This is a genomic window from Microbacterium murale (genome assembly GCF_030815955.1).
GTDB lineage: Bacteria > Actinomycetota > Actinomycetes > Actinomycetales > Microbacteriaceae > Microbacterium > Microbacterium murale_A.
Genome location: NZ_JAUSXK010000001.1, coordinates 3166396 through 3190526 on the forward strand (window position 1 = coordinate 3166396; position 24131 = coordinate 3190526).

Here is a 24131-nt window from a genome sequence, read left to right on the forward strand (position 1 = left end):
CAGTGCTCGAGGGTGCACAGCGAACCTATCTGCGGATGCCGCCGAGATCACATCCTGTTGCGAACTGTTGCCCGCGATCAGCCCGGCAGCCCAAGCGACGGGGAGTACGGCGCCATTGAGATCAGCAGGCATGCAGTCCAGTGGCACAGGAAAGCGAGCACCGTGCAGAGATGGAAGATCTCGTGGAATCCGAAGTGGCCAGGCCACGGGTTCGGCTTCTTCATCGCGTACACGACGGCGCCGCCGGTGTAGAGCACACCGCCTACGCAGACCAGCACCATCATCGCGACGTTCGCGTTCAGCAGGTCGACCATGTACATCACCGCTGCCCAACCCAGCACGAGGTAGAGGGCGACGTACAGCCAGCGCGGCGCATTGATCCAGAACACCCGGAACAGGATGCCGAGGAGAGCGCCGCTCCAGACCAGGATGAGCAGGAGGGTGCCTTTCTCCGGCACCAGGGCGTTGACTGCGAGGGGAGTGTAGGTGCCGGATATCAGCAGCAGGATGTTCGCATGATCGATCCGTTTGAGCACCAGTTTCGTCTTCGGGCTCCAATTGATGCGGTGATACAGCGCGGAGTTGCCGAACAGCAGCAGCGAGCTCGCCATGAAGACGGCGGCGGCCCATTTCGCGGCGGCACCGTCGGCGAGCACGATGAGCACGATGCCCGCCACGATCGCCACCGGGAAGGTGCCGGCATGCAGCCAGCCGCGCCAGGTCGGCTTGATCTCGACTTCGGCGTCTGCCCGTGCGTCCTCCAGCAACGGGAGCTCGGGAACGGAGTCGGCGTCGGCATCTGAAGTGCTCACGTGCTCACTCTAGGCCGCGCTCCATGCCATTAGATGTACATGCGGACGAACCCGCGTGCTCACAGGGCAGACACTCGTCGGCGCGATAACGTAGGCAGGTGAATGCACGTTCGAGCGAAGGTCGGGGGCCGCTGTACCGGCTGTACGGCAAGCGGCTCCGCCGACAGCTGGATCCGGCATCCGTCCCGCATCACGTCGCCATGATGATCGATGGGAATCGGCGCTGGGCGCGTCAGCTGGGTCTTGATTCCCCTGCCGACGGGCATCGGGCGGGCGCGGCCAAGATGCGGGAGTTCCTCGGTTGGTGCGATGACATCGGGGTTCGTGTCGTCTCGTTGTATCTGCTCTCCAGTGACAATCTGCGAAAGCGGGACTCGCAGGAGATCGCCGACCTCATCGAGATCATCGCCGAACTCGCGGAGTCTCTCGCGCAGAACGGCGACTGGCGGGTCAAGCACGTCGGCCGCTCCGACATCCTGCCCGATGAGTTGGCGCGTGTGCTGCGAGACGCGGAGGAGCGCACCACCGGCCATTCGGGGCTGCACGTGAACCTCGCGGTCGGCTACGGCGGACGCAATGAGATCGTCGACGCCGTGCGCTCGATCATCGCCGAACACGACGCGTCGGGTGGCACGATGGAGGATCTAGCGGCCCACCTCACCCCTGAGATGATCGGCGAGCACCTCTACACCGGCGGCCAGCCCGACCCGGATCTCGTCATCCGCACGAGCGGAGAGCAGCGACTCAGTGACTTCCTCCTCTGGCAGAGTGCGCACAGCGAGTTCTACTTCGTCGAGGCGCTCGGCCCCGACCTTCGTCAGGTCGACTTCCTGCGCGCGATCCGCGACTTCGTCGACCGGGATCGGCGTTTCGGCCGCTGACCCGACGCGGCACTTCATGCAGTCGCATGGGAGAATTCTCGGGTGAGCACTTTCGATGACTATGTCGCGACGTTCGACGGCGACCCCGGCTATTTGAACTGGGCGGCATTCGGCCCGATCTCGCCGACGGTCCGCGCCGAGGTCTTCGCCGATGCGGACCTGCTGGGCAGCGGCCGCCCATCGTCGCTGGCACTGGTCAGCGAGCGGTACGGCGAAGCACGTGAGCTCGCCGCCGAGCTGCTCGACGTCGATGCCGACACGGTGACCCTGCAGCCCTCGGCGACGTACGGCCTCATGCACGCCTTCTACGGGCTCAAGGGAACGGTCATCGCATCCTCGGCGGAGTTCCCCAGCATCGCCATGACGCTCGAGCGGGCCTCGCAGGCGTCGGCGGGCGAACTCGCCCCGCGCTGGATCGAACCGCAGCACACCTTCGTGACTCCGGATGCGGTCGCCGAGGCTCTGGACGATGACGTGACCGCGCTCGCCGTCAGCCACGTCGATTTCCGCACCGGTTACCGGGTGGATCTCGCCGCGCTTCGCGAAGTGCTGGGTCCGGACCGCCTGCTCATCGTCGATGCCGTGCAGTCGTTCGGCGTCGTGGACGACGACTATTCCGTGGCGGATGTCGTGACGGGGCACGGCTACAAGTGGCTGCGCGCCGCGCGAGGTACCGGCTTCACCTCGTTCTCCGCGAAGGCCAGGGAACGCATCGCGCCCGTACTGTCGGGCTTCGCAGGTGTGGAGGGTGGGCTTCCCGTCGACGAGTTGCCCGGACCCGCAGCATCCGCTCGCGCCTATGCCGTGGGCAACCCCGACCAGCTCGCGGTCGCGCGCCTGGCTGTCGGCCTGCGCGACGTGCACGACGCCGGAGTGCCGGCGATCGACGCGGCCATCGGTGACCACGTCGATCGCATTCTCGAGATCGCAGATCGTCATGGCATCGCGGTGCTGACTCCGCGCGAGAGGAACAGGCGCGCCGGCATCGTCACGCTCGCGCCGGAGGAGCCGGCCGCGCTGTCCGCAGCCCTCACGAACGCGGGAATCGTGGCCACGACGCGCGGCACGACCGTGCGTCTCGCGGCGCACGCCGGCACGAGCGACGAGACGCTGCGTATGCTCGACGACGCAATCGGCACGCTCGGCGTTTAGAGCATCCGCAGAGAGTTCACCTGCGCTTAACATGCCCGCAGGGCGTGTCGCGTGCGCGAGCCGTCGGCCCGGTCGTACGTTCTAGGCATCGGGCACGGTGCCCGTTCGAGTCGGCCTTCCGGATCGCGACTCGTGGCCCCCTGGTCGACTCGTGGCATAGCCGGGATACATCCCGGGTCGGGAGTGGGTCGTGACCACACGTACAGCACAGCAGTCCACCCGTCAGTCCTCGCGTCGGGCATCCTCAGGGAAGCCGGATCAGGACCTTCGCACCTACGTGCTCGACACCTCGGTGCTGCTGTCGGATCCGCAGGCGTTCTTCCGCTTCGCCGAGCACTCGATCGTGCTTCCGGTCGTCGTGATCACGGAACTGGAGGGCAAACGGCACGATCCGGAGATCGGCTACTTCGCACGGCAGACGCTGCGGCACCTGGACGAGCTGCGTATCGAGCACGGGCGACTCGACTTTCCGGTGCCCATCGGCGAGGGAGGCACCCTCCGTGTCGAGCTGAACAACACCGACGGATCGGTGCTGCCCAGCGGCATCCGTCTCGGTGACAACGACAGCCGTATCCTCGCGGTCGCGATGCACCTGGCGGAGGACGGACAGGACGTCACGATCGTCTCCAAGGACCTGCCGATGCGGGTCAAGGCGGCATCCCTCGGCATCTCCGCCGAGGAATACCTCGCAGAGCAGGCCGTCGACTCCGGCTGGACCGGCATCGCGAATCTCGACCTCTCCGGCGATGAGATCAGCGACCTGTACGAGAGCGAGGTCGGCATCAGTGAGGAGGCCCGCGGACTTCCGGTCAACACGGGTCTCATCATCCACTCCGAGCGTGGATCGGCGCTCGGCAGGATCTCCGGCGACGGCGAATACCGGCTGGTGCGCGGGGACCGCGAGGTGTTCGGAATGCACGGTCGGTCGGCGGAACAGCGCATCGCGATCGACCTGCTCACCGACCCGGACGTCGGGATCGTCTCACTCGGCGGTCGTGCCGGCACCGGCAAGTCGGCGCTCGCGCTCTGCGCAGGGCTGGAGGCAGTGCTCGAGCGGCAGCAGCAGAAGAAGATCATCGTGTTCCGGCCGCTGTTCGCCGTCGGCGGGCAGGAGCTCGGATACCTTCCCGGAGATCAGGGCGAGAAGATGGGGCCCTGGGGTCAGGCGGTCTTCGACACTCTCGGATCGGTGGTCTCGGGCAACGTGATGGAGGAGGTCGTCGAGCGCGGCATCCTCGAGGTGCTTCCGCTGACGCACATCCGCGGACGCTCGCTGCACGACGCGTTCGTGATCGTGGATGAGGCTCAGTCGCTGGAGCGCAACGTGCTGCTGACGGTGCTGAGCCGGATGGGCCAGAACTCCCGCGTCGTGCTCACCCACGACGTCGGACAGCGCGACAACCTGCGCGTCGGACGTCACGACGGCATCGCCTCGGTGATCGAGACGCTGAAGGGGCACGATCTGTTCGCCCACGTGACCCTGATGCGTTCGGAGCGTTCGGCGATCGCCGCGCTGGTCACGGAGCTGCTGGAGGGCGGGGAACTCAACTAGGTCGGAGCCGGGTTGGGCCGGGTTGCTGCCGGCTTGGCGGGCTGCGACGCGACACTTTGGGGGACCGGAGCACGGATGTCGGACCGATCGGGGAAGTTGGTCCGACATCCGTCGCCCCGGCCCCCAGACCGTCGCTCACGCGTGGTCGCGCAGTCGGGTGAGAGCCCCGAGGATCGCCTGCTGGACGGTCGGCCAGTCGTAGATGACCTGTGCGTAGTCGAAGTGGAGCGTCTCGTAGCCGAGAGCGGATGCCGCGGCATCCCGTGTCAGGTCCTTATGACGCATCGACGGCCCATCGTGATTCTCCTTGCCGTCCGCCTCAATGATCAGTCGGCCACCCACGACGAAATCCACCCTCCCGACCGTCGGAATGGTGACCTGGCACTCCACAGCGATGCCGAGCAGATGCAGTCGGAGGCGGAGCAGCGATTCGAGTCCGCTGTCGGCGTCGTGACGAGCGAAATCGACGAGCCAACGATCGGAAGCGGGAAGCGCAGCTCTGATGCGATTCCGAGCAGGGCGTGACAGGAGGCCGAGGCGCCAGGCGGATTCGAAGGAGGCGAAGAACGATTCGGCGCCCTCGCATCTGTGCAGGTGGAGAAGTGCGTGCTCGACCTCAGCGAGACTGAGGGGCGGGATGCCGCGGAAGAAGTGACTCACGCATGCGCAGCCGGGATGCTGATGCACGCGTCCACGCCGACCGACCCACACATGCGGCGGACCCTCTGCGGAGAGTACCCATACCCCGTGTCTGCGCAGTGCCGCCGAACAGGTGAGCGCGCCGCCGTGACGGACCGCGGCCAGATCTGCAGCGTTCGCATCGAATGAGGCGAAGGTACCAGGACGCAGGCGTTGGATCTCACCGGAAGAGACGGCGGCCGCCAGACGGTGTCTGGTGACGCCGAACTGCTGGAGCTGCACTCCACGGGCGATTCCGCCGAGGTGCGAGATGAGTGAGGCTGGATCGAACATCACCCCACCGTGACGGATCGGCTGCGTCATCCGGTGTCGGAAACCCATGTTCGTGGACAACTCCGGGTGCGCGGCATCCTGTGCAGGCCGGGTCGATCCCACGGAACGGGGGCCGAATGCACGAATGTCGGATCGATTCCCGAGAACCGTCCGACATTCGTGTATTCAGCCCCCGAAGTGTCGGCGGCCGGCCCGGGCCTCAGCCCGGGTGGGTCATGCTCAGCAGGTCGAGCTTCTCGTCCAGCTGATCCAGTGTCAGCTCGCCGCGCTCGACGTAGCCGAGGTCGATCACAGCGTCGCGCACGGTGATTCCGGCAGCGACGGCGTGCTTGGCGATCTTCGCCGCGGCCTCGTAGCCGATGAGCTTGTTCAGCGGCGTCACGATCGACGGGCTCATGCCCGCGAACGCAGCGGCACGCTCCGTGTTGGCGACGAGCCCGTCGATGGTCTTGTCCGCGAGGACGCGCGAGGCGTTCGCGAGCAGGCGGATCGACTCGAGCAGCGCCGTTCCCATGACAGGGATGGCGACGTTCAGTTCGAAGGCACCGGATGCTCCCGCCCATGCCACGGTCGCGTCGTTGCCGATCACGCGGGCGCAGACCATCAGCACGGCCTCCGGCACGACAGGGTTGACCTTGCCCGGCATGATCGACGATCCGGGCTGCAGGTCGGGGATGTGCAGCTCGCCGAGACCCGTGTTCGGGCCGGAACCCATCCAGCGCAGGTCGTTGTTGATCTTCGTCAGCGACACGGCGATGGTGCGCAGAGCGCCGGATGCCTCGACCAGGCCATCACGATTCGCCTGAGCCTCGAAGTGGTCCTTCGCCTCGGTGATCGGCAGCTCGGTCTCTTCCGCGAGCAGGGCGATGACCTTCTGCGGGAAGCCGAGTGGAGTGTTGATGCCGGTGCCGACGGCCGTGCCGCCGAGCGGCACCTCGGCGACGCGGGGGAGCGCGGACTGCACACGCTCGATACCGAGGCGGATCTGGCGGGCGTAGCCGCCGAACTCCTGGCCGAGGGTGACGGGCGTCGCATCCATGAGGTGCGTGCGGCCGGACTTGACGGCATCCTTCCACAGCACCGCCTTCGCCTCGAGGGCGACGGCGAGGTGATCGAGCGAGGGGATGAGCGTGTCGATGAGCGCCTGGGTGACAGCGATGTGCACCGAGGTCGGGAACACGTCGTTCGACGACTGCGATGCGTTCACATGGTCGTTCGGGTGCACGGCGGAGCCGAGGATGCTGGAGGCGATGGACGCCAGCACCTCGTTCATGTTCATGTTCGAGGAAGTACCGGACCCTGTCTGGTACGTGTCCACTGGGAATTCGCCATCGTGTGCACCGGATGCCACGCGATCGGCGGCGGCGGCGATCGCATCCGCGATGGCACCGTCGAGCGTGCCGAGTTCCTTGTTCGCCAGCGCTGCGGCCTTCTTGATGCGCGCGAGGGCGGCGATCTGCGCCGATTCCAGCCCCTTGCCCGAGATCGGGAAGTTCTCCACTGCGCGCTGCGTCTGCGCACCGTACAGTGCGTTCACGGGCACGCGGACCTCGCCCATGGTGTCGTGCTCGATGCGGTAGCCCTGCGACTCTTCGCCGCTGCGCTGGTGTGTATCGGTCACTGCGATCCCTCCTCGGTTGCGGGGACCTCTTCGATCCCCTTGGTGTCGATTCCCACTGCGATGGCCGGCACGGCCGTTCCTTCGGCAAGTCGGTAGTTGGCGCCGACGATGCCCAGTCGGCCTTCGGCGACGGCGTCGCTGATCAGCTCTGACGACTGCAGCAGGTTCGCGACCGTGTTGCGCAGGTGCTCGCGCCCGACCTGCTCGGCGTCGATGTCTGCGGGCGATGATCCGCCGTTCTCCGCCAGCACCTTGCGGGCAGCAGGGATGATCGGGGCGATGAGCTTCCAGATGTGCGGCGGAAGCGGGGCGGCATCGATTGCCGTGCCGTCGATCGCCGCGCGCACAGCACCGCATTCGTCGTGGGCGAGGACGACGATCAACGGGACCTTGAGGATCTCGACGGCGTACTCCAGGCTCCCGACGATCGACTCGCCGATCACCTGCCCGGCGTTGCGAACCACGAAGAGGTCACCGAGCCCGAGGTCGAAGATGATCTCGGCCGCCAGGCGGGAGTCCGAGCATCCGAACAGCGTCGCGACCGGGTTCTGCTGGTGGGCGAGGTCGTGCCGCCGCTCAACGTCCTGGTTCGGATGCCGGGGGTCCCCGTTCACGAATCGACGGTTGCCGTCGAGCATCTGCTGCCATGCTTCTGTGGGCGTGAGCGTCGTCATGAGGCCTCCGCGATGTCGTTGATCTGGGGAACGAGCAATTCGGCCAGTTCGGCCGTCGACTCGGCAGAGCGTGATCCGTAGAGCAGGACGTAATCGTCGCCCGCCTGCGTGCCGATGGCGTACGACACGTTGTCGTCCGTGTCGCCGCCCAGCTCATAGACGTCCCATTCGAGTCCGCCGATGCGGGTGGTGTCTGTGGCGGCCGTGCCGCCCAGCATCTGCGGCGCCCAGGACGCGTCGTCGTCGAACGCCTGCGCGATGCGGATGAAGCCGCGCTCGTCTTCGGCGGCCGGTGCCAGCGTGATGTTCCAGACGACGGTCGCGCCACTCTGCAGTTCTGCGGCGTTCACACGCCAGAAGTCATCCAACTCGGGGACGATCGCGGGCCTGTCCATGGTCGATTCGACATCCTGCGCGATTGCGGCGACGTCGACCGTTGTCTCAGAAGCACGCTCTCCCCGCGGGACGGCGAAGATGACGACGGCGACCACTGCCAGGGTGACGAGAAGCGCAGCGATGAGGTTGCGGAAATTCTGACTCGCGCGATATCTCTTGCTGAACTCCGCCTTGCGCGCTGCGGTCTCCTCAGGCGTCTCGGGGCGGCCGAGCTCGGCGACGATCGGAGCGCTCTTGCTCACGACTCGGCCCCGTCTGCGGACGTGCCGGAATCCGCGGAAGTACCGGATGCCGCGGCCCGAGCCTCATCGAGACGGCGCTTCGCGCCCAGCAGCCACTCCTCGCAACGTGCCGCAAGGGCTTCGCCGCGCTCCCAGAGCGCGAGCGAATGCTCGAGGGTCGGCGCACCCTGTTCGAGCTCGGCCACCACACGCACGAGTTCGTCGCGAGCGGCCTCGAACGACAGAGTCTCGACGGGGGAGTCGGTCGGCGCAGTCACGGTTTCCATCCTACGTCCCGTAGGCGTTTCACTCCGCTTCCGCGATCTCGCCCTCCGAGCGGGCGGCGACGGATCCGCGGTCGACCGTGATGGTCAACGAGGCACCGGCCGGAGCATCGGCGGCATCGCGCAGAATCACACCGCCGTCGAGGTGGGCGATCGCATAGCCGCGCGCCAGCGTCGCGGCCGGCGAGAGGGCGCGCAGTGAGGCACGCAGCTCGGTGGTCTTGCGCGCTGCCGTGTCGAGGCGTCGTGTGATCGTGTCGCGTCCGCGCGACACCTGCAGCCAGATCTCCTGCGCGCGTGATTCGATGATCGGGTCAGGGGAGCGCAGCACGGGGCGCGTGCGCAGCTGCTCGAGTTGCTGGATATCGTGGGAGATGCGCTGCGTGAGCCGGGTGGTCGCGCGTGAGCGCAGCTGACCGATCAGCGCCCGCTGCTCTCCGACGTCGGGGACGACGCGTTTGGCGGCGTCCGTCGGCGTCGAGGCGCGCAGGTCGGCGACATCATCGAGAAGCGGGTGGTCGTTCTCGTGTCCGATCGCCGAGACGACGGGCGTGGATGCCGCGGCCACCGCCCGCACGAGGCGCTCGTCGCTGAATCCGAGCAGCGTCTGCGGGTCGCCTCCGCCTCGCGCGATGATGATGACGTCGACGTCAGGATCGGCGTCGAGCTTCGCGAGCGCGGCCAGTGTCTCCGGCACGCAGCGATCGCCCTGCACCGCGGCATACTCGGTGCGAAAACGCACCTGCGGCCAGCGCAGTTCGGAGTTGCGATGCACATCCTTCTCAGCATCCGATCTCTCACCGGTGATGAGCCCGATCACGTGGGGGAGGAACGGCAGCGGCTTCTTGCGCGAAGAGTCGAACAGGCCCTCCTGGCGCAGTTGGGCGCGCAGTTTCTCGAGACGCTCCAGCTGGTCTCCGAGGCCGACGTGCTTCATGTTCGAGACGGTGAAGCTGAAGTCGCCGGCCTTGACGAAGTAGTCGGCCTTCACCGCAGCGACGACGTGGTCGCCGATACCCAGATCGGCGGGGATGCGTCCGCGCACGCTCGACCAGAGGCGGATCGAGATCTGCGCATCGGACTGAGTGTCCTTCAGGCGACCGAACACGTTGCCGCCGCGCACGTTCCACGAGGTGATCTCGCCCTCGACCCAGACGACATTCCAGCGTGCGATGAAGTCGCGGATCGTGCCGTTCAAGCGGGCGACCGAGGTCGGAGCATCCGCCGTCGAATCGCGTGGAGCCACGGCGTCCGCCGGGGGAGCCTCGCCCTTCGCCGGTGTCGCTTCGAAGACCGTCATCTGGCCCCTTCCGTGGTTGTGCGCCTGAGCGTCCGTCCAGGCCCGCCATGACCGTTCGAAGGTAGGATCGAAGCGTGAGTCAGGCCACCGTACATCTTCCCGTTCCCCGCATCCCACGTTCGCGGGCGGCGCGGCTTCAGAATAACCCGGTGGACGGACACAAGCGGGTTCTGCTCGCCGCTCCGCGCGGCTACTGCGCCGGTGTCGATCGCGCCGTCGTCGCCGTCGAGAAGGCGCTCGAGCGCTACGGCGCCCCTGTCTACGTGCGCAAGCAGATCGTGCACAACATCCATGTCGTCACCGAGCTCGAAGAGAAGGGCGCGATCTTCGTCGAGGAGGTCGATGAGGTGCCCACCGGCGCGCACGTCGTGTTCAGCGCGCACGGAGTCTCTCCGGCGGTCGTGGATGCGGCATCCGATCGGGGGCTGCATGCGATCGACGCGACCTGCCCACTGGTGACCAAGGTGCACCGCGAGGCCGTGCGCTTCGCCCGCGATGACTTCGAGATCCTGCTCATCGGCCATGAGGGTCACGAAGAGGTCGAGGGCACAGCCGGCCACGCGCCAGATCGAGTGACCATCGTCAACTCGCCGGACGAGGCTGACACCGTTGTGGTCAAGGACCCGTCGAAGGTCGTCTGGCTGTCGCAGACCACGCTTTCGGTCGACGAGACGATGGAGACAGTCAACCGGCTGCGTCTGCGCTTCCCGGATCTGCAGGCGCCGCCGTCCGACGACATCTGCTACGCCACCCAGAACCGTCAGGTCGCGATCAAGAAGGTCGCCGTCGACGCTGACCTCGTGATCGTCGTCGGCTCGTCCAACTCGTCGAACAGCGTGAGACTGGTGGAAGTGGCTCTGGAGTATGGGGCCAAGGCGGCGTACCGTGTGGACTACGCCGAAGAGATCAAGCAGGAATGGCTCGACGGTGTCGCCACCGTGGGAGTGACGAGCGGAGCCTCTGTTCCGGAGGTGCTCGTGAGGGAAGTCCTCGAGGCGCTGGACGCCGCCGGCTACGGCGACGTGGAAGAAATCCGCACCGCCGAGGAGGATCTGATGTTCTCCCTTCCCAAGGAACTGAGGCAGGATGCCTCCGGCCAGCGCGACGCTCGTGCGCTCGGCGGCCGTGCAGCGGGTCCTGATACGCCCAGGTGAACCTCCAGGAGTCGGAGCCCACACTGATCGGATCGGTTCAGCGCGCGCTCCGTCTCGTCGACATCGTCGCGAACGCCCCTCGCCCGTTGCCGACGAAGATGCTGGCATCAGCCACGGGACTCACTCCCGGCACCACATACAACCTGGTGCGCACCCTGATACATGAGGGATATCTCGCCGCAGAGCCGGATGGGCTGGTGCTGGGCACGAGATTCCCGTCCTTCCAGGGACAGATCGGTGCGCGCGGCGTCTTCCTCGCACGGGTTCGCGCCGCGTTACGGCAGGTCACCGATGAAGTCGGGGCCACTGCATATCTCTCGCGTTTCGATGACGGCGAGGTGCATCTGGTCGACATCGTGGATGCCACGCATAATCCGCGCGTCGAGTTGTGGGTGGGCCTGCACTCCAGCGCACACGCCACCGCGCTCGGGAAGCAGATCCTCGCTGACCTCGACGAGGAGGATCGGCTGGACTATCTCTCCAGACATCGGCTCGAAGAACTCACGCCGAACACGATCAGTGACAGGCGCACACTGCTCACGCAGTTGGAGCAGTCGCCGGGGTGGGTGATAGATGACGAGGAGTACTCGGTCGGCAGCACGTGCGTCGCGGTACCTGTCATCGCGCCGAATCTGACGGCGTCACTGGCGATCTCGTTGCCCTCCGACCGCGCTGTCGTCGATCGCGGTCTCGTCCGCACGCTTCAGCGCGCGGCGCGGCGACTCGCGCTGCAACTGGGAGCGGACGCGATGGATGCCGGTGACGCCGGACGCGGTCCGGGCGATGAGTTCACTATCTGAAGAACGACCACTCGCGCTCGGTGGGACAGTTGCCTAGTCTTAAGAGTGCAGTCGCCTGTATCACGGCGCTGCAGATGCAGGACGCGTCCCCAGCGCCCCTTCATCTCGAGGTGTGAGCGTCCCCAGCGCTCCACTTCAACGGCCCCCGAGGAGTCCCCACTTCTCTGGGGCCGCCGCTGTTCCATGGCCCGCCTCCCTGCGCGCGCGTCCTTGCGCTGCCCGCCTCCCTGCGCGCGCGTCCTTGCGCTGCCCGCCTCCCTGCGCGTCGGTTCAAAGCCCGGCCGGTTAGCATGTCGGAATGACCGACCAGCGGCCCCAGTACGGCGAATATGCGACTCCGGATGAGCAGCGACGGCTGGCGGGCCTGCCACCGCTCGACGCCTCGCCCGCTGCTGCCCCGGTGACCGAACAGCCGGCACCGGAGGCGACCGCCCGATCGATCACGAAGGCGCGGCCATGGGACAGGATCGTCACGATCGCGTTGCTGGCCTACGGCATCGTGAACGTGGTCATGACGGGGATGTCGTATCTCGACCTGCCGACCGTGATGAATCAGAGCATGGACATTCTCGGAATCGATGGTGAGTTCACCAACTTCGCTCAGGGCAAGCTGTGGGGCACGATCGCAGCCGTCCTCCTCGTCGTGGGCTGGGTGATCACGGCCTGGCTATCGCTGCGACGACTGCGCACCGGCAAGCTCACCTGGTGGGTGCCGCTGGTCGGGGCGGCCGTGACCATGCTGATCGTGTCGATCTGCATCATGGTGCCGATGATGGGCGACCCCGCTTTCATGGCGTACGTCGACGGGATGGCGGGTCGTTGAGCGCGAACGTGCTCGCCGTCTGCGTGGTGCATGAGTTGCGTCCGGACGCCGGCACCGTCGGCACGACCGCGATCGACAAGCGACCGGTGATGGGTCCGGTGCGTGTCGGTGCCTACGGGGTCTATGCCGATGTGCAGGCGGACCGCAAGAATCACGGCGGGCTCGACCAGGCCGTGTACGCGTATTCGCAGGACGATGCCACGTACTGGGCAGGCGAACTCGGGCGGGAACTGCCAGCGGGGTGGTTCGGTGAGAACCTGCGGGTGGACGGCATGGACGTCAACACGGCGAAGGTCGGCGAGCGGTGGCAGATCGGCAAGAGCGTGATCGTCGAAGTGACGACGTCGCGCAACCCGTGTCAGACGTTCGCACGCTGGGTCGGCGGTGACGATGAGCGCGGCTGGGTCAAGCGTTTCGCCCAGGCCGGAAGGCTCGGTGCCTATCTGCGCGTCATCACGACGGGCCGCATCGAGGCTGGTGACGAGATCACCGTTCTGGATCGGCCGGATGCCGCTCCGACGATTCTCGAGGTGTATCGGGCGCGTTAGGGCCTGCTCGCGACCCACTCACACCGCTTGGGCTCGTGAACGTGCCTCAGCTCTCCACGACGTGAGCATCGGGTCCGGGGTAGACCGTACCTTGGTGCCCGTCGTCCCACCGCACCATATAGGGCGGTGAGCCATCGTCGCCGTGCACCTCGAGGATCTCGCCTTCGCGCCTGTGCGCCGTATCGGTGCGCCCCTCGACGATCAACCGGTCACCTGCTTTTGCATGCATCGCCATCACACCCTTCCTCGCGGATCGGATGCTTCAACGATGCTCCCTGTGGCCTCCGCTGGCAAGGGCTTACGACGCGCCGGGCATTCCGGAGATGACGATGCCCCGACCCGAAACCGGGCCGAGGCATCGTCGTGATCTGCGTCGTGCGTCAGCTCTTGGACTGGCCGTACGAGCCGAGCTGGCGGGTCGATTCGATGACGCGAGCGGCCATGGCCGTCTCCGCCACCTTGCCCCAGGCGCGAGGGTCGTAGACCTTCTTGTTGCCGACCTCGCCGTCGACTTTGAGGACGCCGTCGTAGTTCTTGAACATGTAGTCGGCGATCGCACGCGTGTATGCGTACTGCGTGTCGGTGTCGATGTTCATCTTGATGACGCCGTTGGCGACAGCAAGCGCGATCTCCTCGTCGGTCGAGCCGGAGCCGCCGTGGAATACGAGGTCGAGCGGCTTGGCGCCGGTGCCGAACTTCGCAGCGATGCCTTCCTGGATCTCTCCGAGCAGCTCGGGGCGCAGCTTCACGCCGCCCGGCTTGTAGACGCCGTGCACGTTGCCGAAGGTGAGCGCGGCGATGTAGCGCCCCTGCTCACCGAGTCCGAGTGCCTCGACGGCCTGAGTGACGTCGGCGATCGTCGTATATAGCGCCTCGTTCGAGCCTTCGTGCTGCACGCCGTCCTCTTCACCGCCGACGACGCCGATCTCGACCTCGAGAATGGCGTTGATCGCCTTCATGCGGGGGAGCAGGTCCTTTGCGATCTCGATGTTCTCGGCGAGGGGAACAGCCGAGCCGTCCCACATGTGGGACTGGAAGATCGGGTTGCGCCCGGCCTTTACCTCTTCCTCAGAAGCGGCGATCAGCGGCTCGACGAAGCCGGCGAGGGCATCCTTCGGGCAGTGGTCGGTGTGCAGGGCTACGGTGATCGGGTAGTTCTTGGCGACCTCGGTGGCGTACCGCGCGAACGCGAGAGCACCCGTGGCGCGAGCCTTGACCGTGTGGCCGGCGAAGTAGTCGGCACCGCCCGTGGTGACCTGGATGATGCCGTCGGAGCCGGCCTCGGTCAGCCCCTGGAGGACGGAGTTGATGGTCTGCGAGCTGGAGACGTTGAATGCGGGATACGCGAAGCCACCGGCCTTCGCGCGGTCGAGCATTTCTGCGTACTGATCCGGAGTGGCGACGGGCATGAAAACTCCTGCGATAGATGAAGCCGGGACAGCTTTCACTCTATCGGTGCGGGCGAGCGGATGCCGTGGGCCGAAGAGCTCGCTGTGTCCCCGCACTCTTCCCCAGTGTTAAGAAGGGCGATTCCTTCACATGAATTCGCATGAAACACCAGCGGTTCCGCGCAGTCAGCTGGCTAGGCTGACCACATGGTGAGTCTGACGGCCGATATGAGCCCCCTGCGTCCCGATCGAAACCTCGCGCTGGAACTGGTGCGTGCGACCGAGGCCGCCTCGATCCGGGCGGTGCCGTTCATCGGTCGTGGTGACAAGGAAGCCGCAGATGGCGCGGCGGTCGATGCGATGCGCGCCTTCCTCGGCACCGTGAACTTCCAGGGCCGTGTCGTCATCGGCGAGGGCGAGAAGGACAACGCCCCGATGCTGTTCAACGGCGAGACGGTGGGCTCGGGCCGCGGCCCGGAGTGCGATATCGCTGTCGATCCGATCGATGGAACCTCGCTCACCGCGGCTGGTCGTCAGAACGCCCTCTCCGTCATCGCCGTCTCGGACCGGGATACGATGCTCGACGCGTCGAGCGTCTTCTACATGGACAAGCTCGTCACAGGGCCGGCCGGTGTCGGCGTCGTCGACATCCGACTGCCAGTCGGCGAGAACATCCGCCTGCTCTCCAAGGCGCTCGGCAAGCCGGTCGACGAACTCGTCGTCTCGGTGCTGAACCGCCCCCGCCACGAGAAGCTCATCGAGGAGATCCGTGCGGCCGGTGCCGGCACACGCCTGATGAGCGACGGCGACGTCGCCGGCGGTATCAACGCCGCCCGTCACGGTGCCCGTACCGACATGTGCATCGGCGTCGGCGGCAGCCCGGAAGGCATCGTCACTGCATGTGCGATCAAGGCGCTCGGCGGCCACATTCAGGGGCGTCTTTGGCCGCGCGACGACGACGAGCGTCAGCGAGGCATCGACGCAGGCCTGCAGATGGACTATGTCTATGAAGCCGATGAACTCGTGAAAGGTGACAATACGATCTTCGTTGCGACCGGCGTCACTGATGGGCAGCTGGTCGCAGGTGTTCGCCGCGAGGGCAACTACGTGTACACCGAATCTGTCGTGTTGCGTGGTGCATCGGGAACGCTCCGTCGCATCGCGTCGGAGCACCTCGTTTCCAAGTGGCTCTAGGGCTCAAAGGCCTGTAACCCCGTCTCTCGCCGCACCGGATCGTTACCGACCCGGTATACCAGCGCGCGCGTGCATCCTGTGACGTTCAGCCTTTGCTGGCACAATAGGCCCTGGGTTCGTCGCCGTCACAGTTCACGACGGCATCCAGGAGGGTGAGATGACCACGGAGCAGACGCGAGACGCGAAGTCACGAGCGACAGCTATGGTCACCACCAATACCGGCCGCATCCTTCGGATCACTCCCGAGGATGAGGCCGATCGCGTCGCCGCTGCAGCAGCCGCGACCGTGCCTCCCGCGAACGTCGATCCTGCGCGTCGCGCTGATGTGCTCTTCCGCGTGCGCCGACCCGAAGGGCACGAGCTCAGCTCGTGGTGGATGATCGGCGCGTTCGTCGTGACTTCCGGCCTCGTGATCGCCCTGCTCAGCTGGGTGCCGTACAGCGCCTAGCGTTCTTCCATCCGCAGCCGCACGGCATCGAGATCGGCCTGGATCTCGTTCAGGTGCATCGTCCCCGCTTCTGCAGTGTCCATCGTGGTGCTCTCCACCAGCTCTGGTGCGGTGAACCGGCGGGGTGAGGTCGTGATCGGCTGTGGCGCTGCCTCCAGCGCCGAGGCGTCGATTCCTGGAAACTGACGAGCGGTGACCAGTACCCGGGTCTCGAGCGAACCGGCGAAGCGGTTGTAGCTCTCGACAGTGCGCTCCAATGCCCGCCGCATGTCATCGGCGTGCCCGGCGAGAACTCCGAGACGGTCGAAGAGCTGCGTGCCGAGATTGAGCAGAGTTCGGGCCTCGGTCGACACCTCCTGCTGCGTCCAGGTGAACGCGACCGTCTTCAGCACGGCCCACAGGTTCACCGGAGAGGCGAGTGCGACGCGCTTGCCGAAGGCGTAGTCGAGCAGCGTCGGGTCTTCGTCGATCGCAGCGGCGAGCAACGATTCACTGGGCAGGAAGCAGATGACGAACTCCGGGCTGGCATCGAGCCCCGCCCAGTACGCCTTCTTGGCGAGCGCATCAATGTGTGCACGGACGGCCTTGACGTGCTTCTGCATGAACTGGCGGCGCTGCGCCTCTTGCGCGTCTCCTCCGCCGAGCGCACTCGCCTCGAGATAGGCGTCGAGCGGCACCTTCGCGTCGACAGCGATCGATGTGCCCCCTGCGAGGCGGATGACCATATCGGGTCGGCCCTGACCGCGATCCGACGAGATCGTTGACTGCAGATCGAAGTCGACATGACGAGTGAGGCCGGCGGCCTCGACGACGCGGCGCAGCTGCGTTTCTCCCCACACCCCGCGCGTCGACGTCGAACGCAGCGCTCCTGCGAGGGACTCTGTGGTCGCGCGCAGCGCCTCGTCGGACTCCTGCGCTCGTCGCAGCTGCTCGGCGAGGGAGCCGAACTGCGCATGCCGTTCCTGCTCGAGGGACGCCACCTTGTTCTGCATCTGCTGCAGCGACTCGCGTACGGGAGCGAGCGCAGTCAGAACGGCATTCTGCTGCTGCACCCGCTGCGCCTCGGCGCGCTGCTCGGTACGTGCGTGCTCCACGGCATCCCGATAGAGGTCGTACTGCCGATCGCGATCATCGCGCGCGGCGATGAGCTCGGCTTGTGCGCGGGCGAGGTCGGTGGTGCTGCGGCTGTGCTCGGCGGCGTCGCGCGCCGCGCGCGCGAACCAGCCCAGGGCAAGGCCGACCGCGAGCGCGGTGACGGCGATGAGAGCGATCAGTGGGGCATCCATGGATCCAACGTGCACCCGGCCACGGACATCGGCCGGATGCCGCTCCGCTCAGCGGTCGGAGCAGCTCAGCGGTTCGCGTACTCGTCGAGGATTGCGCGCATCTCGGGGAGTGCGAACTGTTCGGTGATCGCGATGGCGGAGAGCGGGCCGGCGTCCGGATCGGCACCCGCGTCGAGCAGCATGCGCAGCAACGTCTCGTTCTTGCGGAACACCGCACAGGAGATCGCCGTCTGCCCCGCGGCATTCAACGCGTCCAGGTCAGCACCGCGTCGCACGAGGTCCGCAACGGTGTGCTCCTGCTCGGCGTACGTCGCGACGATCAGCACGGTGTCGCCCCGCGGATTGCGCACGTCGATCGGCACACCGGCATCGATCATCTCGCCCAGCGGCCCGGTGCGACCCTGGCGGGCGAGTTCGAAGGTGCCCTCGATGACTTCGAGACTGACGGGGGAGTCGCCGGTGGGAATCGTCATGCCATCATTGTGCACTGTCCGGCGGAGCCGCGCGTGACGACGACAGCGCGTCAGCGGTCGAGTGGGCCTGGGTCAGGCGACGGCCCGCTCCAGCACACGCGCAGGGGCGTCCACCACGCGCAGACTCAGCGCCGACGCGAGTTCGTCCACGTCGGCGGCGCCCGCACGTGCGGCGGCGTCGATGACGATCTGGGCGCAGGCGCGAGCATCCGCCAGCGCGTCGTGGTGCGAGAACTCAGCGAACCCGGCTGCGGCTGCAGCTACGGGCAGGCGATACGAGTCGAGTTCGTACGTCCTTCGTGCCACCTGCAGGCTGCAGAGCGAGCGATACGGAGGGCACTCGAGCCCCGTGACCTCGGACGTGCTGCGCAGCACCTTCGTGTCGAAACCGGCGTTGTGCGCGACGAGAACGTCGGCGCCGGCGAACGAGCACAGCCGATCGAACTGCTCTTCCCATGTTGCGGCGCCACTCACGTCCTCCGGGTGGATGCCGTGGATCTTGATGTTCCAATGCTGGAACTCGTCGTGCCCTGCCGGTGGACGGATCAACCACCCGGCAGTGGCGACGACCTCGCCGCCGCGAACGCGGACGAGTCCGACGGAGCATGCTGAGGCGGGGCTGGAATTCGCCGTCTCGAAGTCGATTGCGGTGAAGTCCAAGGGCACCTCACCACCTTCTCTCCGGTGGCCTGGGTGATGTCGCAGACTCGCCGTAGGCTGGCGACATGAGCGATGCGCGGGCGACTTCCTTCGGCGCTGCAGCCGACCATTATGAGGCGGCGCGGCCGGACTACCCGTTCGAGGCAGTGGCGTGGATGCTCGAGAAGCCGCCGCACGGGTCGCGACGGATCGCCGACGTGGGTGCGGGAACGGGCAAGCTCACGCGCGTGCTCGCTGCGGCACCCGAGGCGGAGATCGTCGCGGTCGACCCCGATCCCTCGATGCTCGCGAAGCTGCGGGAGAGCGTGCCGGGCGTACCGACCTTCACCGGCACTGCCGAACGCCTGCCGCTACCGGATTCGGGCCTCGACGCCGTGGTGCTCGGGCAGGCATGGCACTGGGTCGACCCGGTGGCGGCATCCGCTGAGATCGGGCGCGTCGTGCGCAGCGGGGGAGCGCTCGGCCTGATCTGGAACATCCGCGACGAGGGCGAAGAATGGGTGCGGCGCCTGACGGAGATCATGCACAGCAGTCCTGCGGAGAACATGGTGAACGGTCCTGGTTCGCAGGGACCGCGGGTCTCGGATCCGTTCGGTGAGGTCGAGATCAGCCGCTGGGAGTGGAAGCGTCAGATTAACAGGATGCAGCTGCATCAGATGGCTTTGTCGCGCAGTTACCTCATCACCGCACCTGCCGAGGAGCGCGCGGACATCGCACGTGCGATGGACGGGCTTTTCGACGAGCTCGGACTCGACGATCTCGAAGCGACGATCGACCTGCCGTACGTGACCGTGGCGTATCGCGCTGTGCGGGCCTGATCCGCCTGGCTTCTGAGCTCCCGTCCCGCAGGATCGCGGCATCCGCGCCGGGTAGACTCGTATCCCGTGGCTCTAACTATCGGGATCGTGGGCTTGCCCAACGTCGGCAAGTCGACTCTTTTCAATGCCCTCACCAAGAACGACGTGCTTGCGGCGAACTATCCGTTCGCGACGATCGAGCCGAACGTCGGTGTGGTGAACCTGCCCGATTCGCGACTCAATGTGCTTTCCGAGATCTTCGGCAGCGAGCGCATCCTCCCGGCAGCCGTGTCTTTCGTCGACATCGCCGGCATCGTGCGTGGCGCGAGCGAGGGCGAGGGCCTGGGCAACCAGTTCCTCGCGAACATCCGTGAAGCGGATGCGATCGCTCAGGTCGTTCGCGGCTTCGCCGACGACGACGTCGTGCACGTCGAGGGCGCGATCAACCCCAAGGGCGACCTGGAGACGATCAACGCCGAGCTCATGCTCGCAGACCTGCAGACCGTCGAGAAGGCGATTCCCCGCCTCGAGAAGGAAGTGCGGGGGAAGAAGGCCGATCCTGCCGTCCTCGAAGCGGCGAACGCGGCGAAGGACGCTCTGGAACGCGGCATCCTGCTCTCGGTGAGCGGCATCGACCTCGCCCCGATCAAGGAGCTCGGCCTTCTCACCTCGAAGCCCGTCATCTTCGTCTTCAACGTCGATGAGGCTGTGCTGACGGATGCTGCGCGCAAGGCCGAGCTCGAAGCTCTGGTTGCGCCGGCGAAGGCGATCTTCCTCGACGCGAAGATCGAGTCCGAGCTCATCGACCTCGATCCCGAGGACGCCGCCGAGCTGCTCGCATCGACAGGTCAGGACGAGTCAGGTCTCGACCAGCTCGCGCGTATCGGCTTCGACACGCTGGGCCTGCAGACATACCTGACCGCCGGTCCCAAAGAGGCTCGTGCCTGGACGATCCCCAAGGGGTCCAAAGCTCCGCAGGCCGCGGGTGTGATCCACACCGACTTCGAAAAGGGCTTCATCAAGGCCGAGGTCATCTCCTTCGATGACCTCGTCGCAACCGGGTCGGTCGCCGAGGCGCGCTCGAAGGGCAAGGCCCGCCTTGAAGGCAAGGACTACGTCATGCAGGACGGCGACGTGGTGGAGTTCCGTTTCAACGTGTAGTCGAGTTTCGTTTTAGGGCTCTGCGGCGGAACTCCGGCGGATGAACAGCAGACATCACGGACTCCTCCCCGAGACGATCGTCGCCTCAACTCAGGCGTCCGGGAAAGCGGGGCAGACGCCTCCTCGACGTCGATCCGACGGCGAATGCGAAAGACTGAGCGTATGACTTCGGCTGTGCTCGACCTCCTCATCGTCCGTATCGTCGAGAGCGGGCTGCTCGAGGACCCGGTCGCCGGGAACGGTCTCGTTTACGGACGTGCGAGCATCGACGCGGCGGGCACCGTGGTGAACGTGAACGTCGACCCGGAGCTCGATGAGCACGGTGAGGATGTAGATCCTGAGGCGTTGATCGCCGCGGTCTCGCGCATCCTCTCGATCGGGGAATCCAAATGGCGGGCGGTGATCGAGGAGGTTGTCACCGACATCGAAGACGCTGTCGACGGCGAGCCCGTCATCGAGCAGATCGACCTGCGTGACGACCTCGAAGCGACGTCGGTGGTCGTCTTCGCGGATGCCGTGTTGCTCGCGTTCCTCGCCCCGAAGCAGTTCCCCGACTCGCGGATCCTCGTGCAACTGGACGAGGAGCTCGAGGTCGACGGAGTCGAAGTGCGCGAGATCGACAGCACCGAGACAGTCGAGTTCGACAGCCTGGACGAGCTGCTCGATGAGATCAGCCGCGCCGAGGACTGAGTGCATCGCGTGAGAGACATCGCCGCTTTTCGCTCGGTCTCACCCGCGGAGTGAGGTGCGTGGGGAGCTGACCGCGGCGACGTGGCCGACCGGTCGCGTCGTGGTCGCACTCCGATCGCGTCATGCGTGCACCATTATCAGTACCAATACTGATAACATTGCACGCATGACCTCCTCGAGTTCGCTCATGCATCCCGTTCGGCTTCGGATCGTACAGTCGCTCCTCGGCGTACCGGACGGGCTAACGACCCAGCAGATGTATGAGCGGTTGACGGATGTGCCGATCGCGACGCTGTACCGGCACGTTTCCCACCTCGTGGAGCATCGACTGATCGAAGTCGTCGGCGAACGGCAAGCTCGCGGTGCGAGCGAGAGGACCTATCGGATCGCGCCGGGGTTTGCGAATCCAACTGCGCAGGAGCTGCGTTCCGCAGGCAAGGGCGAACTGCTCACGATGTTCACGGTGTTCAGCTCGGGTCTCGCGAAGGACTTCGAGTCGTATCTGGTGGACGAGACGGCGGATCTTGCGGAGGACAGGGTGAACTTCGCGCAGGCTGAGTTCTGGGCGACGAATGAAGAGGTCGATGCGTTCCTTGCCGCCCTGATGCAGGCGCTGAGGCCACTGATGGCCAACGAACCTGGAGACGGTCGCCGCCAGCGCAAGCTCACCACGGTCTTGATCCCTCACCCTCAGGTGGGGGATGGGCCCACACGGGGTCCTGTCGAGCATTGAACTCGCCCCATCCGCGGTACGCGCACTGCGCTTCGCAGGAGTCGTCGGATGCTCGAACTGCCGGAGCACCGCGGCCTTTTGACCTCGCATCCGACGGAATCCGAGTTGTTCGCGCACTCGGTACCGGTCAACCTCGCCGAATGGAATTCGCATGAACTTTGGTCTACCCGACTTCGACCCCGCAGCGCTGGTCGCGCTGATCCCCGTCGGTATCCTCGTGATCGCCCTGATGATCTACTGCTTCGTCGACCTTGCCCGCAGACCGCGGGTCCAGCATCTGCCGAAACCGGTGTGGGTCGTCATCGTGCTCTTCGTCGTTCCTCTCGGGGCCGTGCTCTATCTCGTGCTCGGACGCGGCAGCCAGGTCGCTCTCCGCGATGAGGACCTCCGATGAGTGCTGCTGCCGAACCCCTTGTCCGGGTTGAGAGAATTTCTCGAACGTTCCGGAACGGCACCGGGATTCACGACATCACGTTCGATGTTCAGGACCGAACGGTCACGGCTGTGATCGGCCCCAACGGAGCAGGCAAGACGGTGCTGTTCAGCGTGATCGCCGGGTTGCAGCCGGCTGACTCGGGACGCATCGAATCTCCGCCAGGTGCCCGCATCGCCTACTGCCCGGACGTGCCCCAGTTCGAGTCCTGGCTCACGGCCCGCGAGGTCGTCGAAACCTCACTCGCTGTCGCCGCACCCCGCTCGAACGCAATGAACGCGCGTGAGGCACTCGAACAGTGCGGACTCAGCAAAGTCGCCGACCGGCGTGTTGCGGACTTTTCCCGAGGAATGCTCCAACGCCTCGGAATCGCCGCCGCACTCGTCCTCGACCCCGAAGTGCTGATACTGGACGAACCCAACAGTGCGCTGGACCCGATCGGTCGGGCCGACGTTCGCCGGCTGATCGCAGAACAACGGCAACACCGTTGCATTCTCCTCTCGAGTCATGTGCTCAGCGAAGTCGAGCAGCTCGCTGACGACCTCGTGGTGATCGCCGACGGCCGGCTCGTCGTTTCGGGGACGACCAACGACATCCTCGCCGCCGGTCGCGCTCCGGCATGGAGTGTCCGGCTCGGGGCGGCATCCACCACCAGTCTCGACGAGCTTCGCATCGCCTTCCCCAGCCTTGAGATCGAGTATCCGACCGAGGCGCTCTGCACCCTCGGGTTCCCCAGTTTCGAAGCGGCGGCAGAGGATCTCGTGCCCGTGTTAAACGCGCTTCGCGCGCCTGTGCTCGAAGTGACACTTCAAGACCGCGACCTCGACGCGTCCTTCGCACGAATCATTCAGAACCAGGGATCCCGATGAACATCGCACTTGCTTCCAGTCGTGTCGAGATCCGACGTCTCGCCCGATCAGGCCTACTCCTCGGATTGATTGCCGTGTTCGCATTCTTCGGACTTTCAGGCCCGGCTCTCGCGCTGTACATGCCCGAGATTCTCAGCGCAGCAACCGGCAACGGTCAGCTCACCATCGAAGCCGCTGCAGCAACACCTCAGGCCGCGATCATGCTGTACAACCAGAGCGCCATGCAACTCGGTCTGATCCTCGCGATCGCCGTCGCAATCAGCTCGCTCGGTTGGGACGCGCGGCCGGGATCATCAGTCTTCTACCGCACTCGAGTCCAACGCCTCACCGCGCTGATGCTGCCCCGGCTCATCGTCGGCTGGAGCTTCGCAGTCGCCGCATACACGCTCGGCCTGCTCCTCGCCGTGGCTCTCACTGCCACGATGATCGGCCCCGTCGATCTCCGATTCGGCGTTCAGGTCTGGGCCACATCGAGCATCTACCTCGCCATGTCGATGAGTATCGGATACTTCACCATGGCAGTGATTCGACGAACCGCCGCTGCAATCGCAATGGCGACCGTCCTCAGCCTGATCCTTCCGGTCTTGAGCCAACTCCCCGGTGCCGGAACCTGGTCTCCGACCACCCTGCTCAGCGCACCCAGCGCGCCGATGGGCATGCTCGCGTTGCCTGCACTGGCCGCACTCATCGTGATCATCGGGTGCATCATCGCCGCAACACTCACCTCACGACACCACATCCTCAGACGTGACGCATAAATACGAAACCAATTCAGATCCGATGAGCGCAGCCTTCCCCGCGGCCCCTCT

The 24131-nt window shown here is 66.0% G+C and carries 28 protein-coding genes; 16 read left to right on the top strand and 12 right to left on the bottom strand.

Features of this window, described 5'->3' with window-relative positions:
• Positions 1 to 77: 77 nt before the first annotated feature.
• Positions 78 to 812 carry a PAQR family membrane homeostasis protein TrhA gene (trhA, locus tag QFZ46_RS15270; protein WP_307363061.1) on the bottom strand — a complete coding sequence of 245 codons (735 nt, stop codon included), beginning with the start codon at positions 810 to 812 and terminating at the stop codon, positions 78 to 80.
• Positions 813 to 910: 98 nt separating this feature from the next.
• Here trhA and QFZ46_RS15275 point away from each other — a divergent pair, with 98 nt between their 5' ends.
• The 3 genes from QFZ46_RS15275 (at position 911) to QFZ46_RS15285 (ending at position 4397) form a co-directional block, all read left to right on the top strand.
• Positions 911 to 1693, top strand: coding sequence for an isoprenyl transferase (locus QFZ46_RS15275; protein ID WP_307363062.1), 783 nt, complete (start codon positions 911 to 913; stop codon positions 1691 to 1693).
• Between the two features lie 42 nt (positions 1694 to 1735).
• Positions 1736 to 2845: an aminotransferase class V-fold PLP-dependent enzyme gene (locus tag QFZ46_RS15280; RefSeq protein ID WP_307363063.1), complete on the top strand. Its 1110-nt coding sequence runs from the start codon at positions 1736 to 1738 to the stop codon at positions 2843 to 2845.
• Between the two features lie 277 nt (positions 2846 to 3122).
• A complete protein-coding gene (locus QFZ46_RS15285; RefSeq protein ID WP_307364627.1) occupies positions 3123 to 4397 on the top strand; it encodes a PhoH family protein in 1275 nt (424 codons plus the stop codon).
• 135 nt (positions 4398 to 4532) lie between these two features.
• Here the strand turns inward: QFZ46_RS15285 and QFZ46_RS15290 are convergent, their stop codons facing one another.
• The 6 genes from QFZ46_RS15290 to xseA all read right to left on the bottom strand — a co-directional run bounded on the left by QFZ46_RS15290 (position 4533) and on the right by xseA (position 9865).
• Entirely contained in the window at positions 4533 to 5369 is an 837-nt protein-coding gene (locus tag QFZ46_RS15290; protein WP_307363064.1) for a type IV toxin-antitoxin system AbiEi family antitoxin domain-containing protein, read from the bottom strand.
• Positions 5370 to 5568: 199 nt separating this feature from the next.
• A complete protein-coding gene (locus QFZ46_RS15295) occupies positions 5569 to 6990 on the bottom strand; it encodes a class II fumarate hydratase (RefSeq protein WP_307363065.1) in 1422 nt (473 codons plus the stop codon).
• Positions 6987 to 7664, bottom strand: a complete 678-nt coding sequence (locus QFZ46_RS15300) for a carbonic anhydrase (protein ID WP_307363066.1) — start codon at positions 7662 to 7664, stop codon at positions 6987 to 6989. The genes QFZ46_RS15295 and QFZ46_RS15300 overlap by 4 nt, the downstream gene beginning before the upstream one ends.
• Positions 7661 to 8302, bottom strand: coding sequence for a DUF4245 family protein (locus tag QFZ46_RS15305; protein WP_307363067.1), 642 nt, complete (start codon positions 8300 to 8302; stop codon positions 7661 to 7663). The genes QFZ46_RS15300 and QFZ46_RS15305 overlap by 4 nt, the downstream gene beginning before the upstream one ends.
• Positions 8299 to 8568 carry an exodeoxyribonuclease VII small subunit gene (locus QFZ46_RS15310; RefSeq protein ID WP_307363068.1) on the bottom strand — a complete coding sequence of 90 codons (270 nt, stop codon included), beginning with the start codon at positions 8566 to 8568 and terminating at the stop codon, positions 8299 to 8301. The genes QFZ46_RS15305 and QFZ46_RS15310 overlap by 4 nt, the downstream gene beginning before the upstream one ends.
• A 19-nt stretch (positions 8569 to 8587) precedes the next feature.
• The gene (xseA, locus tag QFZ46_RS15315; protein ID WP_307363069.1) at positions 8588 to 9865 is read right to left on the bottom strand and encodes an exodeoxyribonuclease VII large subunit; all 1278 of its coding nucleotides are present in this window, start codon (positions 9863 to 9865) and stop codon (positions 8588 to 8590) included.
• A 110-nt stretch (positions 9866 to 9975) separates the two neighbouring features.
• Here xseA and QFZ46_RS15320 point away from each other — a divergent pair, with 110 nt between their 5' ends.
• The 4 genes from QFZ46_RS15320 to QFZ46_RS15335 all read left to right on the top strand — a co-directional run bounded on the left by QFZ46_RS15320 (position 9976) and on the right by QFZ46_RS15335 (position 13190).
• Positions 9976 to 11019: a 4-hydroxy-3-methylbut-2-enyl diphosphate reductase gene (locus tag QFZ46_RS15320; protein WP_373457678.1), complete on the top strand. Its 1044-nt coding sequence runs from the start codon at positions 9976 to 9978 to the stop codon at positions 11017 to 11019.
• On the top strand, positions 11016 to 11819 hold the full coding sequence (locus QFZ46_RS15325) for an IclR family transcriptional regulator (RefSeq protein ID WP_307363071.1): 804 nt from the start codon (positions 11016 to 11018) through the stop codon (positions 11817 to 11819). The genes QFZ46_RS15320 and QFZ46_RS15325 overlap by 4 nt, the downstream gene beginning before the upstream one ends.
• A gap of 298 nt (positions 11820 to 12117) precedes the next feature.
• Positions 12118 to 12642 carry a DUF6264 family protein gene (locus tag QFZ46_RS15330; RefSeq protein ID WP_307363072.1) on the top strand — a complete coding sequence of 175 codons (525 nt, stop codon included), beginning with the start codon at positions 12118 to 12120 and terminating at the stop codon, positions 12640 to 12642.
• Positions 12639 to 13190 (top strand): MOSC domain-containing protein, encoded by a 552-nt coding sequence (locus QFZ46_RS15335; RefSeq protein ID WP_307363073.1) that lies wholly within the window; start codon positions 12639 to 12641, stop codon positions 13188 to 13190. Before QFZ46_RS15330 ends, QFZ46_RS15335 begins: the two co-directional genes overlap by 4 nt.
• A gap of 46 nt (positions 13191 to 13236) precedes the next feature.
• On the opposite strand, the gene QFZ46_RS15340 is transcribed toward QFZ46_RS15335, so the two are convergent.
• Both QFZ46_RS15340 and fbaA read right to left on the bottom strand, forming a co-directional pair.
• A complete protein-coding gene (locus QFZ46_RS15340) occupies positions 13237 to 13425 on the bottom strand; it encodes a DUF1918 domain-containing protein (protein WP_307363074.1) in 189 nt (62 codons plus the stop codon).
• Positions 13426 to 13570: 145 nt separating this feature from the next.
• On the bottom strand, positions 13571 to 14599 hold the full coding sequence (gene fbaA / locus QFZ46_RS15345) for a class II fructose-bisphosphate aldolase (RefSeq protein WP_307363075.1): 1029 nt from the start codon (positions 14597 to 14599) through the stop codon (positions 13571 to 13573).
• Positions 14600 to 14785: 186 nt separating this feature from the next.
• On the opposite strand from fbaA, the gene glpX reads away from it, so the two are divergent.
• Both glpX and QFZ46_RS15355 read left to right on the top strand, forming a co-directional pair.
• Positions 14786 to 15772, top strand: a complete 987-nt coding sequence (glpX, locus tag QFZ46_RS15350) for a class II fructose-bisphosphatase (protein ID WP_307363076.1) — start codon at positions 14786 to 14788, stop codon at positions 15770 to 15772.
• Positions 15773 to 15974: 202 nt separating this feature from the next.
• On the top strand, positions 15975 to 16220 hold the full coding sequence (locus QFZ46_RS15355) for a hypothetical protein (protein WP_307363077.1): 246 nt from the start codon (positions 15975 to 15977) through the stop codon (positions 16218 to 16220).
• On the opposite strand, the gene rmuC is transcribed toward QFZ46_RS15355, so the two are convergent.
• The 3 genes from rmuC to QFZ46_RS15370 form a co-directional block, all read right to left on the bottom strand.
• A complete protein-coding gene (gene rmuC / locus QFZ46_RS15360; protein ID WP_307363078.1) occupies positions 16217 to 17506 on the bottom strand; it encodes a DNA recombination protein RmuC in 1290 nt (429 codons plus the stop codon). The genes QFZ46_RS15355 and rmuC overlap by 4 nt on opposite strands.
• 65 nt (positions 17507 to 17571) lie before the next feature.
• Entirely contained in the window at positions 17572 to 17979 is a 408-nt protein-coding gene (locus QFZ46_RS15365) for an ankyrin repeat domain-containing protein (protein WP_307363079.1), read from the bottom strand.
• A gap of 72 nt (positions 17980 to 18051) precedes the next feature.
• Positions 18052 to 18645 carry a 3'-5' exonuclease gene (locus tag QFZ46_RS15370; protein ID WP_307363080.1) on the bottom strand — a complete coding sequence of 198 codons (594 nt, stop codon included), beginning with the start codon at positions 18643 to 18645 and terminating at the stop codon, positions 18052 to 18054.
• A gap of 59 nt (positions 18646 to 18704) precedes the next feature.
• On the opposite strand from QFZ46_RS15370, the gene QFZ46_RS15375 reads away from it, so the two are divergent.
• The 7 genes from QFZ46_RS15375 to QFZ46_RS15405 all read left to right on the top strand — a co-directional run bounded on the left by QFZ46_RS15375 (position 18705) and on the right by QFZ46_RS15405 (position 24080).
• On the top strand, positions 18705 to 19457 hold the full coding sequence (locus QFZ46_RS15375) for a class I SAM-dependent methyltransferase (RefSeq protein ID WP_307363081.1): 753 nt from the start codon (positions 18705 to 18707) through the stop codon (positions 19455 to 19457).
• Between the two features lie 66 nt (positions 19458 to 19523).
• A complete protein-coding gene (gene ychF, locus QFZ46_RS15380) occupies positions 19524 to 20597 on the top strand; it encodes a redox-regulated ATPase YchF (protein WP_307363082.1) in 1074 nt (357 codons plus the stop codon).
• 162 nt (positions 20598 to 20759) lie between these two features.
• A complete protein-coding gene (locus QFZ46_RS15385) occupies positions 20760 to 21287 on the top strand; it encodes a cytochrome C5 (protein ID WP_307363083.1) in 528 nt (175 codons plus the stop codon).
• Between the two features lie 166 nt (positions 21288 to 21453).
• A complete protein-coding gene (locus tag QFZ46_RS15390; protein ID WP_307363084.1) occupies positions 21454 to 22020 on the top strand; it encodes a helix-turn-helix domain-containing protein in 567 nt (188 codons plus the stop codon).
• Between the two features lie 151 nt (positions 22021 to 22171).
• A complete protein-coding gene (locus tag QFZ46_RS15395) occupies positions 22172 to 22414 on the top strand; it encodes a PLDc N-terminal domain-containing protein (protein WP_307363085.1) in 243 nt (80 codons plus the stop codon).
• Positions 22411 to 23322, top strand: coding sequence for an ABC transporter ATP-binding protein (locus QFZ46_RS15400; protein ID WP_307363086.1), 912 nt, complete (start codon positions 22411 to 22413; stop codon positions 23320 to 23322). The genes QFZ46_RS15395 and QFZ46_RS15400 overlap by 4 nt, the downstream gene beginning before the upstream one ends.
• Complete coding sequence (locus QFZ46_RS15405; RefSeq protein WP_307363087.1) at positions 23319 to 24080, top strand: hypothetical protein; 762 nt, start codon at positions 23319 to 23321, stop codon at positions 24078 to 24080. The genes QFZ46_RS15400 and QFZ46_RS15405 overlap by 4 nt, the downstream gene beginning before the upstream one ends.
• Positions 24081 to 24131 lie beyond the last annotated feature (51 nt).

Bases quoted from the DNA above. Each gene is read 5' to 3' on its own strand.
- QFZ46_RS15355 (WP_307363077.1), top strand. From the start codon at position 15,975: ATGGTCACCACCAATACCGGCCGCATCCTTCGGATCACTCCCGAGGAT.
- xseA (WP_307363069.1), bottom strand. From the start codon at position 9,865: ATGACGGTCTTCGAAGCGACACCGGCGAAGGGCGAGGCTCCCCCGGCG.
- QFZ46_RS15395 (WP_307363085.1), top strand. From the start codon at position 22,172: ATGAACTTTGGTCTACCCGACTTCGACCCCGCAGCGCTGGTCGCGCTG.
- glpX (WP_307363076.1), top strand. From the start codon at position 14,786: ATGGTGAGTCTGACGGCCGATATGAGCCCCCTGCGTCCCGATCGAAAC.
- fbaA (WP_307363075.1), bottom strand. From the start codon at position 14,599: ATGCCCGTCGCCACTCCGGATCAGTACGCAGAAATGCTCGACCGCGCG.
- QFZ46_RS15400 (WP_307363086.1), top strand. From the start codon at position 22,411: ATGAGTGCTGCTGCCGAACCCCTTGTCCGGGTTGAGAGAATTTCTCGA.
- QFZ46_RS15290 (WP_307363064.1), bottom strand. From the start codon at position 5,369: ATGTTCGATCCAGCCTCACTCATCTCGCACCTCGGCGGAATCGCCCGT.
- QFZ46_RS15330 (WP_307363072.1), top strand. From the start codon at position 12,118: ATGACCGACCAGCGGCCCCAGTACGGCGAATATGCGACTCCGGATGAG.
- QFZ46_RS15390 (WP_307363084.1), top strand. From the start codon at position 21,454: ATGACCTCCTCGAGTTCGCTCATGCATCCCGTTCGGCTTCGGATCGTA.
- QFZ46_RS15385 (WP_307363083.1), top strand. From the start codon at position 20,760: ATGACTTCGGCTGTGCTCGACCTCCTCATCGTCCGTATCGTCGAGAGC.
- QFZ46_RS15340 (WP_307363074.1), bottom strand. From the start codon at position 13,425: ATGGCGATGCATGCAAAAGCAGGTGACCGGTTGATCGTCGAGGGGCGC.
- QFZ46_RS15405 (WP_307363087.1), top strand. From the start codon at position 23,319: ATGAACATCGCACTTGCTTCCAGTCGTGTCGAGATCCGACGTCTCGCC.
- QFZ46_RS15375 (WP_307363081.1), top strand. From the start codon at position 18,705: ATGAGCGATGCGCGGGCGACTTCCTTCGGCGCTGCAGCCGACCATTAT.
- rmuC (WP_307363078.1), bottom strand. From the start codon at position 17,506: ATGGATGCCCCACTGATCGCTCTCATCGCCGTCACCGCGCTCGCGGTC.
- QFZ46_RS15365 (WP_307363079.1), bottom strand. From the start codon at position 17,979: ATGACGATTCCCACCGGCGACTCCCCCGTCAGTCTCGAAGTCATCGAG.
- QFZ46_RS15310 (WP_307363068.1), bottom strand. From the start codon at position 8,568: ATGGAAACCGTGACTGCGCCGACCGACTCCCCCGTCGAGACTCTGTCG.
- QFZ46_RS15300 (WP_307363066.1), bottom strand. From the start codon at position 7,664: ATGACGACGCTCACGCCCACAGAAGCATGGCAGCAGATGCTCGACGGC.